The 13,675-nt window shown below is 63.6% G+C and carries 11 protein-coding genes; 4 read left to right on the forward strand and 7 right to left on the reverse strand.

Annotated elements, in window-relative coordinates; translation table 11 throughout:
• Nucleotides 1-33: 33 nt before the first annotated feature.
• From ptsP to PRJ_RS04160, 3 genes are read left to right on the forward strand one after another with little or no spacing between them, the layout of a single operon-like run.
• Nucleotides 34-2,886 (forward strand): phosphoenolpyruvate--protein phosphotransferase, encoded by a 2,853-nt coding sequence (gene ptsP, locus PRJ_RS04150; RefSeq protein WP_104960793.1) that lies wholly within the window; start codon nt 34-36, stop codon nt 2,884-2,886.
• On the forward strand, nt 2,887-3,834 hold the full coding sequence (gene pfkB, locus PRJ_RS04155) for a 1-phosphofructokinase (protein ID WP_104960794.1): 948 nt from the start codon (nt 2,887-2,889) through the stop codon (nt 3,832-3,834).
• Complete coding sequence (locus PRJ_RS04160; RefSeq protein WP_104960795.1) at nt 3,831-5,573, forward strand: PTS fructose-like transporter subunit IIB; 1,743 nt, start codon at nt 3,831-3,833, stop codon at nt 5,571-5,573. The genes pfkB and PRJ_RS04160 overlap by 4 nt, the downstream gene beginning before the upstream one ends.
• A 147-nt stretch (nt 5,574-5,720) precedes the next feature.
• Here PRJ_RS04160 and PRJ_RS04165 read toward each other — a convergent pair whose 3' ends face one another.
• Nucleotides 5,721-5,942, reverse strand: a complete 222-nt coding sequence (locus PRJ_RS04165; RefSeq protein ID WP_003247308.1) for a DUF3820 family protein — start codon at nt 5,940-5,942, stop codon at nt 5,721-5,723.
• Nucleotides 5,943-6,143: 201 nt separating this feature from the next.
• Between PRJ_RS04165 and PRJ_RS04170 the strand changes: the two genes are divergently transcribed.
• Nucleotides 6,144-6,620 carry a PA2169 family four-helix-bundle protein gene (locus tag PRJ_RS04170; RefSeq protein WP_014589713.1) on the forward strand — a complete coding sequence of 159 codons (477 nt, stop codon included), beginning with the start codon at nt 6,144-6,146 and terminating at the stop codon, nt 6,618-6,620.
• Here the strand turns inward: PRJ_RS04170 and PRJ_RS04175 are convergent.
• From PRJ_RS04175 to PRJ_RS04205, 6 genes are all read right to left on the reverse strand, one after another.
• The gene (locus PRJ_RS04175) at nt 6,617-8,107 is read right to left on the reverse strand and encodes a sensor domain-containing diguanylate cyclase (RefSeq protein WP_104960796.1); all 1,491 of its coding nucleotides are present in this window, start codon (nt 8,105-8,107) and stop codon (nt 6,617-6,619) included. The two genes, PRJ_RS04170 and PRJ_RS04175, sit on opposite strands and share 4 nt — an antisense overlap.
• 384 nt (nt 8,108-8,491) lie before the next feature.
• Nucleotides 8,492-9,826 (reverse strand): OprD family porin, encoded by a 1,335-nt coding sequence (locus tag PRJ_RS04185; RefSeq protein WP_010952035.1) that lies wholly within the window; start codon nt 9,824-9,826, stop codon nt 8,492-8,494.
• Between the two features lie 205 nt (nt 9,827-10,031).
• Complete coding sequence (locus PRJ_RS04190) at nt 10,032-10,256, reverse strand: hypothetical protein (RefSeq protein WP_049586405.1); 225 nt, start codon at nt 10,254-10,256, stop codon at nt 10,032-10,034.
• Between the two features lie 190 nt (nt 10,257-10,446).
• On the reverse strand, nt 10,447-11,181 hold the full coding sequence (locus PRJ_RS04195) for a YkgJ family cysteine cluster protein (RefSeq protein WP_104960797.1): 735 nt from the start codon (nt 11,179-11,181) through the stop codon (nt 10,447-10,449).
• Nucleotides 11,178-11,489, reverse strand: a complete 312-nt coding sequence (locus PRJ_RS04200) for a hypothetical protein (protein WP_014589718.1) — start codon at nt 11,487-11,489, stop codon at nt 11,178-11,180. Before PRJ_RS04200 ends, PRJ_RS04195 begins: the two co-directional genes overlap by 4 nt.
• Before the next feature lie 88 nt (nt 11,490-11,577).
• Nucleotides 11,578-12,477 (reverse strand): chemotaxis protein, encoded by a 900-nt coding sequence (locus PRJ_RS04205; protein WP_003247301.1) that lies wholly within the window; start codon nt 12,475-12,477, stop codon nt 11,578-11,580.
• Nucleotides 12,478-13,675: the final 1,198 nt, after the last annotated feature.

The following is a 13,675-nucleotide window of genomic DNA, read 5'->3' on the forward strand; positions in this document are numbered from 1 at the left end:
GTACCCGAACGGGAACTGCAAAAGGAGAAGGTCATGCTCGAGCTCGCCAATGAGCAGATAGCCATGGGCCAGAAGGCCGCCGACAAGGCCGAGGCATTGCGCCTTCTGGCGGATCGGCTGGTTGCGGACGGCCTGGTCGCCGAGGGTTACCTGCAAGGGCTGCAGGCCCGGGAGGCACAAGGCTCCACGTTCCTTGGCCAGGGCATCGCCATTCCCCATGGTACGCCGCAAACACGTGACCTGGTGTATGCCACCGGCGTACGCCTGCTGCAGTTCCCCGAGGGGGTAGACTGGGGTGACGGGCAAATGGTCTACCTGGCCATTGGTATTGCCGCCCGCTCCGACGAACACCTGCGCCTGCTGCAGCTGTTGACCCGGGCGCTGGGCGAGACCGACCTGGCCGAAGCCTTGCGCCGTGCCAGCTCTGCCGAAGCGTTGCTCAAGCTGCTGCAGGGCGCGCCCCAGGCGCTGGCGCTGGATGCGCAGCTGGTCGGCCTGAACGTGCCGGCAGAAGACTTCGACGAACTGGCCTGGCGCGGTGCCCGCCTGCTGCAACGTGCCGATTGTGTCGACAGTGGCTTTGCCGCCGTGCTGCAGCAGGCCGAGCCGCTGCCGCTGGGTGAGGGCCTGTGGTGGCTGCACAGCGAGCGCCAGGTTCGTCAGCCAGGCCTGGCCTTCATCACCCCGCAGCAGCCGCTGCGTTACCGCGACCAGCCGCTCAACGGTCTGTTCTGCCTGGCCAGCCTTGGCGCCGCTCACGAGGCCCTGCTCGAGCGGCTGTGCGAAGTGCTGATCGAAGGCCGTGGGCAGATGCTCTACCAAGCCACCAGCAGCCGTGCGGTGCTGGAAGTGCTGGGCGGCGAAGTGCCGGCGGACTGGCCCAGCGCACGGGTCGTGCTGGCCAATCCACATGGCTTGCATGCGCGACCGGCCAAGGTGCTTGCACAACTGGCCAAAGGCTTTGAAGGGGAAATCCGTGTGCGCCTGGTAGATAGCGCGCAGCCAGCCGTATCGGTGAAGAGCCTGAGCAAGCTGCTCAGCCTCGGCGCACGCCGTGGTCAGGCACTGGAACTGGTCGCCGAACCGAGCATCGCTGCCGATGCCTTGCCGGTGCTGCTGGCTGCTATCGAACAAGGCTTGGGTGAAGAGGTGGAACCGCTACCGCAGAGCGTCGCGCCCATTGCCGATGACGTCCCCGAAGTACTGCAAGCGCCAGCGGCCGGCAGCCGTATCCAGGGTGTGGGCGCCGCCCCCGGCATTGCCAGCGGCCCGGCGCATGTCTGTGTCGAGCGTGAGTTCGACTATCCCTTGCGGGGTGAATCGTGCGCCCTGGAGCGGCAGAAACTGCGCGAAGCCTTGGCTACCGTCAATGGCGAACTGCAGGCTTTGGTCCTGCGCAGCGACAAAGCCATTGGCGAAATTTTCGTCACCCACCAGGAAATGCTTGCCGACCCAGCCCTGACCGACGATGTCGAACAGCGCCTGGCCCAGGGCGAAAGCGCTGCGGCCGCGTGGATGGCCGTGATCGAAGCTGCGGCCCGTCAGCAAGAGGCGTTGCACGATGCGCTGCTCGCCGAGCGCGCCGCCGACCTGCGCGATATTGGCCGCCGCGTGCTGGCGCAGTTGTGTGGTGTGCAGGCGCAGGTTGAACCCGAGCAACCCTATGTGCTGGTGATGACCGAAGTCGGTCCATCCGATGTCGCCCGCCTGGACCCCAACCGGGTTGCCGGCATTGTCACCGCCCAGGGCGGCGCCACGGCCCACAGTGCCATCGTCGCCCGGGCGTTGGGCATACCAGCAGTGGTCGGCGCGGGTGCATCGATACTGCTGTTGGAGAGTGGTACGCCGCTGCTGCTCGATGGCCAGCGTGGTGTGGTCAGCGTCGCACCGCCAGCGGATGAGCTGCAGCGGGCGCTGGCCGAGCGTGACCTGCGCGAGCAACGCCTGCAGGCCGCCTGGGCCAACCGCTTCGAGCCGGCCATCACCCGTGATGGGCATGCCGTCGAGGTGTTTGCCAACATCGGCGATAGCAACGGCATCGCCAAGGTGGTGGAGCAGGGCGCCGAAGGTGTCGGCCTGCTGCGTACCGAACTGATTTTCATGGCCCACCCTCAAGCGCCGGATGTGGCTACCCAGGAAGCCGAGTACCGCCGCGTGCTCGATGGCCTCGATGGGCGCCCGCTGGTGGTGCGCACCCTGGATGTTGGCGGCGACAAACCGTTGCCTTACTGGCCGATCGCTGCCGAGGAAAATCCCTTCCTCGGCGTGCGCGGCGTGCGTTTGACCCTGCAGCGCCCGCAAGTGATGGAAGACCAGTTGCGCGCGTTGCTGCGGGCCGCCGACCAGCGCCCGTTGCGTATCATGTTCCCCATGGTTGGCCAGGTGCACGAATGGCGTGAGGCTCGGGCCATGGTGGAGCGCCTGCGTGCAGAAATCCCGGTAGCCGACCTGCAGCTGGGCATTATGGTCGAGGTGCCTTCAGCGGCCCTGCTGGCAGCGCAATTGGCGCGCGAAGTGGACTTCTTCAGCATCGGCACCAACGACCTGACTCAATACACCTTGGCCATCGACCGTGGCCACCCCAGCCTCTCGGCACAGGCCGACGGCCTGCACCCGGCGGTATTGAGCCTGATCGACATGACCGTGCGCGCTGCCCATGCCCACGGCAAGTGGGTGGGCGTGTGTGGCGAGCTGGCAGCCGACCCGCAGGCGGTGGCCGTGCTGCTGGGGCTGGACGTGGACGAACTCAGCGTCTCCGCGCGCAGCATCGCCGAAGTCAAGGCACTGGTTCGCCAGGCCGATCATCAGACAGCCCGCGCCCTGGCGCGCGAGGCCCTGCAACAGGACAGCGCCGCAGCAGTTCGCGCGCTGGTGGAGCGTTACTGAATGGCCAAGATCCTCACTCTTACCCTCAACCCTGCGCTGGATATCACCATCGGCCTGGACACTCTGCGCCCAGGGCAGGTCAACCGTAGCCAGGCGCAGCACAGTCACGCCGCAGGCAAGGGGCTGAACGTTGCCCAGGTACTGGCCGACCTGGGGCACAGCGTAACCGTGGGCGGTTTCCTGGGGGGCGACAATCTGCAGCCCTTCGAGGCGCTGATCGACGGCCGCGGTTTTATCGACTGCTTTGTCCGTGTGCCGGGCGAAACCCGCAGCAATATCAAGCTGGTCGAGGCCGATGGCCGCGTGACCGACATCAACGGGCAGGGCCCGGAGGTCGACGAGGCGGCACGCAGTGCCTTGCTGCACAGGCTGGAACAGATTGCCCCCGGTCACGATGCCGTGGTGGTGGCCGGTAGCCTGCCGCGCGGAATCAGTGCCGACTGGTTCCGCCAGTTGCTCGAACGGTTGAAGGCCCAAGGCCTCAAGATAGTCCTGGACAGCAGTGGTGAAGCCCTGCGTGTCGGCTTGCAAAGCGCGCCCTGGTTGGTCAAGCCCAATACCGAGGAACTGGGCGAAGTGCTGGGCCTGGCTGTGGATAACCTGACGCAACAGCGCGCTGCCGCCAAGCGCCTGCTGGACAGTGGCGTTGAACACGTGGTGGTGTCTGCGGGCGAGCAGGGCGTCAGTTGGTTCAGTCGCGATCTGGCCCTGCAGGCCCGCCCACCCAAGGTGCGGGTTGCCAGCACGGTGGGGGCGGGGGATTCGCTGGTGGCCGGCATGGTCCACGGCCTGCTGCTGGCCGAGGCGCCTGCACAGACGTTGACCCGGGCCACTGCCATCGCCGCCCAGGCCGTTACCCAGGTTGGCTTCGGCATCCATGACCGCGAGCACCTGGCGCAGTTGGAAGCGGCCGTGCAACTGACAGAACAACAAGAGGGTTGCCGATGAACATTGCCATAGTCACCGCCTGCCCCAACGGCCAGGTATCGAGTGTACTGAGCGCACGCTTGCTGTCCGCCGCTGCCCAGCGGCGCGGCTGGAGCACCAGCGTCGAAGTGCAGAATACTGAACACCCCGAGCGGCAACTGAGCGCCGCACAGATCGCCGAGGCTGACTGGGTGCTTGTGGTCAGCACCGGGCCGGTGGACCTGGCCCGCTTCGTCGGCAAGCGCCTGTACCAAAGCACACCGTCCCAGGCGCTGGCTGATCGCGAAGGCTTTCTCGACGAAGCGGCGGCCAACGCCGAGCTGCTGGCCGCAGTGACAGGCACCCCCGCCGCAGTGGGCAGTGCTGGCGCTCGCATCGTTGCCGTCACTGCATGCCCGACCGGCGTAGCCCATACCTTCATGGCCGCAGAGGCCTTGCAGCAAGCCGCACAACAGCTGGGCTACCAGCTTACCGTCGAGACCCAGGGCTCGGTCGGTGCGCGCAACCCCTTGTCCGCTGAGGCCATCGCTGCGGCGGACGTGGTGCTGCTGGCCGCCGACATTGAAGTACCCACTGCACGTTTCGCCGGTAAACGTATTTACCGTTGTGGTACCGGCATTGCCCTCAAGCAGGCCAGCGCTACCCTGGACAAAGCCCTGGCGCAAGCCACGGTGGAAAACGCTGCCGACGCCGCAGCGGCGACCACGCCGACCAAGGGCGAGAAAACCGGTGTGTACAAGCACTTGCTGACCGGCGTGTCGTTCATGCTGCCGATGGTGGTGGCCGGCGGCCTGCTGATTGCGTTGTCGTTCGTGTTCGGTATCGAGGCCTACAAAGAGGCGGGTACCTTGCCGGCGGCGTTGATGCAGATTGGCGGTGAAGCTGCCTTCAAGCTGATGGTTCCGCTACTGGCGGGCTATATCGCCTGGTCCATCGCCGACCGCCCCGGGCTGGCCCCGGGCATGATCGGCGGCCTGCTGGCCAGCACCTTGGGGGCCGGCTTCATCGGTGGCATCGTCGCCGGTTTCCTCGCCGGTTACAGCGCCAAGGCCATTGCCCGATGGGCGCGCTTGCCCAGCAGCCTGGAGGCGCTCAAGCCGATCCTTATCATTCCATTGCTGGCCAGTCTGTTCACCGGGCTGGTGATGATCTACGTGGTTGGCCAGCCGGTAGCGGCGATGCTCGAAGGCCTGACGCATTTTCTCGACAGCATGGGCACCACCAATGCCATCCTGCTGGGGCTGTTGCTGGGCGGCATGATGTGCGTCGACCTTGGCGGGCCGATCAACAAGGCCGCCTATGCGTTCTCGGTGGGGCTGCTGGCCTCGTCGAGCTATGCGCCAATGGCGGCGACCATGGCCGCCGGCATGGTGCCGCCGATTGGCTTGGGTATTGCCACCTTCCTGGCCCGGCGCAAGTTCGCCCAGAGCGAGCGGGAGGCGGGCAAGGCGGCGCTGGCGCTGGGGCTGTGCTTCATCTCCGAGGGGGCGATTCCGTTTGCCGCCAAGGACCCGTTACGGGTGATCCCGGCCAGTATCGCCGGTGGTGCGTTGACCGGGGCATTGTCGATGTATTTTGGCTGCAAGCTGATGGCGCCGCATGGCGGCTTGTTCGTGTTGTTGATCCCCAACGCGATCAACCATGCGTTGCTTTATCTGCTGGCGATTGTGGCGGGTAGCCTGGTGACAGCGGTGGTGTATGCGGTTATCAAGAAGAGCGAGCGTGTGGAGTTGGCCGTGGCGCCTGCTAAAAGTGTATGAGCAGACCTCGTTCTGTGGGTGCGGCCTTGTGTCGCGAAAGGGCCGCAAAGCGGCCCCGGCAATCTAAGTTGCGAAGCTGAAAATCTGGGGCTGCTTCGCAGCCCTTTCGCGACACAAGGCCGCTCCCACAGAGCCCGCGTTGGCCTTTCAACGGCGATGCTTCTGCCGCAACGGCACCAGTAGATCACCCAGCCCGTTGTGATCGATCTCATGCATCAACGCCAGCAACCCGCCCAGTTCCCCTGCCGGGAAGCCCTTGCGCGCAAACCACGCCAGGTAGTCACCGGGCAGGTCGGCAATGATCCTGCCCTGGTACTTGCCGAACGGCATGCTGCGGGTCACCAGTAGTTCGAGGGTTTCCGGCTTCATCTTCGCGCACCTGGCTGTGGAAAGGTGCCGACCATACTGCAATCTGCACGAAGCCCCAAGCGGCAATCATGCAGAACGCCGTTGACAGCTGATGCCATCATTTTCGTAACTTATTGAATGGTAAGGAATTTATATTTTTTGAAAGCGTGGCACGAACACTGCAATTCCCTAGTGGACTATCACCTGCCAAGGAGTTCGACCATGAGCAACCCCAACAAAGACGTGATCGATGTACTCAACGACCTGATCGAGTACAGCAAGGATGGCGAGAAGGGTTTCAAGGCCTCGGCCGATGATGTGAAGAACCCCGAACTGAAAGCGTTCTTCGTCCAGCGTGCGGGCGAGTGCGCCAACGCTGCCAGTGAGCTGCAGAGCGAAGTGCGCCGCCTGGGCGGCGATCCGGAAACTTCTACCAGCATCAGTGGCGACCTGCACCGCGGCTGGGTCAACCTCAAGTCGATGGTCACCGGCAAGGACGAGGAGGCAGTGCTGAACGAGGTAGAGCGTGGCGAGGACCACGCCCTCAAGGCCTACAAGGAAGCCCGCGAGAAGCTGGTGAAATTGGGCCGCACTGCCAGCGACATGACCTACAGCCTGGTGGAAAAGCAGCTGCAAGGCGTGCAGCGCAACCATGACCAGGTCAAGGCCCTGCGCAACGCCGCTCGCGCCCGCTCCTAATCGAGCGGGCCCTCTACCCGATTGCGGCCATTGGCCTTGGCGCGGTAGAGCGCTTCGTCCGCAGCACCCAGCAGCCTGCCAAGGTCCTGCTGGGTGCCGGACAGACCGATACCGATGCTCACGGTCACGGCGTGGGCATCATCCGCAAACGGCGCCAGCGCCTCGACGTTGGCGCGGATGCGTTCAGCCAGTAGCTGGGCCCCGGCCAGATCGGTTTCTGGCAACACTACCTGAAACTCCTCCCCACCATAGCGCGCAGCCAAATCCGCAGGGCGACGAATGCATGCCTCGATGGCCTTGGCCACCTCGCGCAAGGCATGGTCGCCACCGGCATGGCCATGGCGCTGGTTGAATGCCTTGAAGTGGTCCACGTCCACCATCAGTATCGCAAGCGGCTTACGGCTACGTTGGGCGCGGGCCCATTCCTGGCGCAGCACATGGTCCAGCCTGCGGCGGTTAGCCAGGCCAGTCAGGCTATCGGTGGAAGCGAGCATGGCCAGGTTTTCTTCGGCGTCGTGGCGGCGGCGTAGTTCGCGGCCCAGCAGCAATGTCAGCCAGAGAATGCCCACGCACAGACCGCCGGTGGCGACGCTGACCAGAATGGCGGTGCGGCGCCAGGACTCGAACACCTCGTCGGCCGAGTGCGCCACCAGCACGATCAGTGGCAACTGCGCGACCCGGGCGAAGGTGAACATGCGCAGCTTGCCGCTGCCGTGGGAGCGGGCGGTGAAGCTACCGCTCTGTTCACTGAGGATGCGTTTGAAATTGGGCCGTTCGGTGTAGTAGGTGCCAATCAGTGGGTCCTGTCCGCGGTAGGGCTGGCGGACGAGCAACTGCCCATCGGCATTGAACAGGTTGATGCTGCTGTCGTGGCCAATGTCCAGGCGCTGGAACAACTCATTGAAGTACGACAGGCGCAGCGCACCCGCTGCCAACCCGGCGAACTCGCCATTGGGGCCGGAGATACGCCGGCTGAAACTGATACACCAGTCCAGGTCGCCAAGCTTGGCCTTGAAAGGCGGGCCCACCAGCAAGCCGAGGTTGGCATTGTGCTGGTGGGCCTTGAACACCCCGGTGTCGCCGAAGTTGGCCTTGCGCGGCACGCTGCTGGTGGAGTCGCCAACGATATTGCCTTGCTTGTCCAGCCACAGCACGTCACCGCGCTTGCGGTCGACGAAGGCTTCATTGAACAGCAGGCGCTGGCGTATCGGGCCGGGGACTTCCGGCAGTTCCTTGCGGCCGACGGCCCAGATCAGGCCTTGCAGGGATTGGTCGTAGAGTTCGACGTTGCGCAGGATGTCGCTTTCGATCAGCTGCACGAGGTTGTTCGACGAGCGCACCGCCGACTGCTCGACACTTTCGCGCTCGCGGGCAAGCAGGTAGCTGACGATAGCCACGATGGCGAGCACGGCAAGGCAACTGCCCAGGTTGAGGATCAGCTCGGGGTGCGACCTGTAGACTGCGAAACGCGGGGATTGGGTGGGCATGCTCGCTACTGCGTGGGCAGGGCCATTCGCGGCGGCGATATTCTAGGGAAGCGGGCATTGTCGGACAAGATTTGTCCGACGGAAGCACGGTGTACCGTACTTTTCCATTTGCCGTCGCCTGTAGGAGCGGGTTTACCCGCGAATGGGCCGGGCCTGCTGGCCAATCTCCAGCAGGCGTTTACCGTTGCCGCCACCACGGTATTCGCGGGTAAACCCGCTCCTACACACTGATCTGCGGTGGACACACACCGGGGATTGGACACAGGCCGTTGTAGGAGCGGGTTTACCCGCGAACATCGGCGCAGCCGGTGCCCAACACCGCGGTGCCTTCTTCGCGGTTGAACCCGCTCCCACAGGGTTATTTGCGATGCTTGCAGCGCAAGATCAGAACACGTTCAGTGGGTAATCGACGATTACCCGCAGTTCATCGTTGTCGCTGTTGCTGTCGATCGACGCATAACCCTGGCTGCCGCGGTGGGTGGCATAACGCACCAGCACCGACAGGTCCTTGAGGTCACCTTCCTGGAATACGTATTTCACGTCCAGGTCGCGCTCCCAGTGCATGGCGTTCTTGCCATCTTCACGGTAGTAGTCGTAGTGAGTGGTGTCCTGAGTGGCCTTGGTCAGGTCAGCCTCGCCGCGCGAGTAGGACAGCGAGGTGGACAAACCAGGCACGCCGACACCGGCGAAGTCATAGCCGTACTGCAGTTTCCACGAACGCTCGTTCGGCGCGTTGAAGTCCGAGTACATGCGCGAGTTGTCCAGGTACACGCTGTCGCCCAGGTTGATGTAGTCGAATGGCGTGTTGCCGTTCACTCGCTGGTAGGCAGCGGTGACGCTGTGGAAGCCTGCATTGACGGTGAAGTGCACGCTGTAGGTGTTGTTGTCGATCTTGCCTAGCAGGGCCTGGCCGGTGTCCTGGGTGTGATAGAAGTGCACGCCCGGGTTCAGGCTGACCAGGTCATTGACCACATAGGTGTAGTCGAAGTCCGCGTAGTACTGGTTCCAGATGTCCTTCAGCTCGGCGGCGTACAGGTTGGCGGTGATGTGCTCGGTACCGCTCCACGACGCGCCGGCCCAGTTCAGGTGCTTGCTCTTGTCGTGCTCGTCCAGTGACCCGTAGTAGGTGTCGATGCGGCGATGGCCGCTCTGGTTGTACGGGTGGGTGAAGCTGACCTGGCCACCTTCGAGCAACAGGCCGTCGATGCTGGTGTTGGTCAGGCTTACACCGCGGAAGGTTTGCGGCAACATGCGCGTTTCGCCGCCGGCGATCACTGGGTTGGTGAGGAACAGGTCACCGGCTTTCAGCTCGGTGTCGAAGGCTTTCAGCTTGACCGCAGCACCGGCAGTGGAGAACGAATGCGGGGCAGCGCCCAGCTCGCCGTCGTCCTTGATGTGTTCGGGCAGGATGCTGGTGCCGGCATGGCCGCCACCGCCGTCGAGCTTCAGGCCCAGCATGGCATGAGCATCCAGGCCGAAGCCGACCACACCCGGGGTGTAGCCCGACTCGAAACGCGCTACCGCGCCCTGGCCCCACTCGCGGGTGTCGCGCACGCCGGCGTTGTGGTTGTCGCGGTTGAAGTAGGCATTACGAAAATGCAGGTTGAAGGACGAACCTTCGATGAAGCCATCAGCCTTGTCTTCATCTGCCTGGGCGGCGAAAGGGATCGTTGCAGTCAACGCAATGAAAAGCGGGGTAAAACGAAACGCGGAAGGCACCGGTACTAGCTCCTTGGATCTGACGGTGGGGCAGTTTTTATATTTGAATGTGCGTCTTTTTTATAGGTACACGTTACAGCCGGGCTGAGCGTTAAAGCACATAAAAAAAGCCGCTGATCGGCAGCGGCTTTAAAAGGCTAACATATCGGCACCGGGGGTGCCCATGGCGTAGCCAAGGGAAAACGGGAGTAGCGACAGCGCGTGATCAGCTGTCGGCACTGGTATCGACGCTGACTTTGGAAGCTGTCTGTTTCGCGTCTTTTACGGTATCGGCCTTGTTTGCGGCTACAGCGTCACGGGCTTCTTGATGGACAGCCGCGATCTCTGCATTACGGGCAACGAATGCCGGGGATTCTTCGGCCATGGCCAGGGGCGACAACAACAGGGAAGACAGGACGAAGACGCTGGCAATACCCATACTGTTGGACATTTGAAACTACCTTCTTGCGGTGCAAGTGCTAATGAGGACAGGGGTAAAGTTAGTCCTTTCAGTGCACTCGAAACAGAGCAAAGTGCGATAAGCACTGTTGCGCAAAAGGTAACGATCCTAGGGGGAAACAACGGGGCTTTCGGCGAAAGCCCCGTGCTAGGGCGCCTGCACAGGGCGCCGCCTTGGCCGGCTAGAAGCCGATAAAGGCGTAATAAACCGGGGTTTCATGGGTTGTGCGCAAACCCAGTGCCTGCAAGCTTGCCGTCAGCGCTTCATCCTGCACATGCAAGGTCCACTGCGCCCCTTCATTCCCCTGTACCTGCGCCAGCGCCGCAGCAAACGCCCCCATGTCCGGCAAGTAAGCGGTAAACCCGTTACCCTTGAGCGCACTGGTAGTCATGCCCAATGCCTGGCACACCGCCACCTTGGCCGCAATGTCATCACGGTCGGCCTGGCGCGAAGCCTGTACAAGCGCCTGCAGTTCCACATCGACCAGTTGCGTGCCGTGAATCAGCTCCGGCCCCTGTTGCCAGGCCTCCGGCGGGCAGTCCTTGCTGTCTGGCCGCAGGGGAATATGCGGGTTGATTTCTACCGGATAGATGCGACAGACCAGTGGGCGCTGCTCATAGATGGTGCAGAGGTCGTTGGCGCCGAGGTTACGGCAACGTCCGGGGTTGAATGCAGCAAAGGTCACCGAGACGCGTGCCTCGCCCTCGCCGCAATGCACCGGGTGGGAGCGTCGCAGCACATGGTCACGCTGATCCAGCGGCATGCCGGGGCCGTCCACGACGAAGGCCTCGATCAGTACCACCACCTGGCCGGCATCGTCCGCCCAGCGACGCGCTTCGGCCAGCGTCAGGGGCACATGGTGGCCGGTGCAGCATTTGCCGCAGCCGGTACAGCCGAAACGTAAGCGGTCGGTCACTTGGCTTCCGGGCTCCATTCACTGACGAACGCACGCTGGTGCTGGCGATCGTACAGGCACAGCTCGGTGCCGGTGCGCTGCTGCATGTGTTTCTGTGGGTAGACGCCTTCGATCAGCAGGGCACTCATGCCTGCCTGGTCATCGAACTCGGCGGGCTTGCCGCGGGCATGGGCGTCCTTGAACTGGCTGGCGGTCAGGCAAGCCTTGAGCATCTGCTGGCGCTGCTCGTTCCAGGCCTGGCTACTGGAGGCCTGGGCAATACCGCTGAAGAGGGCGCAGCTGATCAAGATAGAGCTGAGAAGCTTCATACGCGATTCCGGCAATTTACTTGCGAGGGGCGCGAATTATGCCCGAGTCACCCCCGGCGGCAAGCCGGGGAGTTTGTCGCTGAATATATCAGTGCTCGGCGAACACCACGGTACGCGCAGCCACCACCAGACAATCGGTCAGCTCTGGCGAGGAGAACTTGGTAAGGATGGCATTGGCCCCGGCCTGGGTCGCCTTTTCACTGCTCATGGCACTGTCCAGCGAGGTGTGCAGCAGCACGTACAGGTGCTGGAAGTCGGGGGTTTCACGCAGCGTGCGGGTGAAGGCGTAGCCGTCCATTTCGCTCATTTCGATGTCGGAGACGATGATGTTGATCTCCTGCGCGGTGCCTTGCAGCTCCAGTAGCACGTTGATGGCGTCTTTGGCGCTGCGCGCGGTGTGGCATTCGATACCGAGGTTGCGCAGGGTGTGCACCGACTGCTGCAGGGCCACCTGGCTGTCGTCCACCACCAGGATGTTGGCGGCGGCCAGCAGGCTGGCGTCTTCTTCGTTCAAGGTGCCGTGCGCTGGCTCGGCGACGGGCGGGGCGATGGCGTGTATGACTTTTTCGATGTCCAGCACCTGCACCAGGGTGTTGTCCACGCGCGTCACACCGGTAATGAACGAGCGGGTGCCCGAGGCGTAGGGCGGCGGTTTGATGTCGGTGCTCAGGCAATGCACGATGCGGCTGACCGCCTGTACATGCAGGCCTTGGCGCGAGCGGCTGATCTCGGTAACGATCAGGCAGCCACCCTGCGGGTCGACCAGTGGCTGTTCGCCAATGGCGCGGGACAGGTCAATGACCGACAGCGAGTGGCCGCGCAGGGTTGCCACACCTTTTACGTGAGGGTGCGACTCAGGCAGCTTGGTCAGCGGCGGGCAGGGGATGATCTCGCTGACCTTGAGCAGGTTGATTGCCATCAGCTTGCCGCTGCGCAGGGTGAACAGCAGCAGGGATAGCGAATCCGCGCGGGCATTTTGCGTGGCCATGGTGACCTTCGGTGAGGAGCAGGGGATAACCGGTTATCGGCCTGTTTGGGTTGGGCTTTAGGCATTTTGCACAGAACCCAGGAGGGCTAGGGACCCTTGTGGAAGCGGGCATGCCCGCGAAGCGTGCGACGCGTACATGGCACCGGCTTCGCCGGTGTTCGCGGGCATGCCCGCTCCCACGGGGAATGTGTGTAAATGCCCGGTTCAGCGGCTTGAACAGGTAACCGAGGATGGATTCTGGCCAGAGTGTCCGGCGAGTTGCCCACTACTCCGGAGCGCCTGGGACCCTTGTGGGAGCGGGCATGCCCGCGAAGCGTGCGACGCGGTACATGGCACCGGCTTCGCCGGTGTTCGCGGGCATGCCCGCTCCCACGGGGAATGTGTGTAAATGCCCGGTTCAGCGGCTTGAACAGGTAACCGAGGATGGATTCTGGCCAGAGTGTCCGGCGAGTTGCCCACTACTCCGGAGCGCCTGGGACCCTTGTGGGAGCGGGCATGCCCGCGAAGCGTGCGACGCGGTACATGGCACCGGCTTCGCCGGTGTTCGCGGGCATGCCCGCTCCCACGGGGAATGTGTGTAAATGGCCCGGTTCAGCGGCTTGAACAGATAATCGAGGATGGATTCTGGCCAGGGTGTCCGGCGAGATGCCCACTACTCCGGAGCGCCTGGGATCCTTGTGGGGCATGCCCGCGAAGCGTGCGACGCGGTACATGGCACAGGCTTCGCCGGTGTTCGCGGGCATGCCCGCTCCCACAGGGGATGTGCGTAAATGCCCGGTTCAGCGGCTTGAAAGGATAACCGAGGATGGATTCTGGCCAGAGTGTCCGGCGAGTTGCCCACTACTCCGGAGCGCCTGGGACCCTTGTGGGAGCGGGCATGCCCGCGAAGCGTGCGACGCGGTACATGGCACCGGCTTCGCCGGTGTTCGCGGGCATGCCCGCTCCCACGGGGAATGTGTGTAAATGCCCGGTTCAGCGGCTTGAACAGGTAACCGAGGATGGATTCTGGCCAGAGTGTCCGGCGAGTTGCCCACTACTCCGGAGCGCCTGGGACCCTTGTGGGAGCGGGCATGCCCGCGAAGCGTGCGACGCGGTACATGGCACCGGCTTCGCCGGTGTTCGCGGGCATGCCCGCTCCCACGGGGAATGTGCGTAAATGCCCGGTTCAGCGGCTTGAACAGATAATCGAGGATGGATT

Origin of the sequence: Pseudomonas sp. XWY-1 (assembly GCF_002953115.1) — a bacterium.
Taxonomy (GTDB): domain Bacteria; phylum Pseudomonadota; class Gammaproteobacteria; order Pseudomonadales; family Pseudomonadaceae; genus Aquipseudomonas; species Aquipseudomonas alloputida.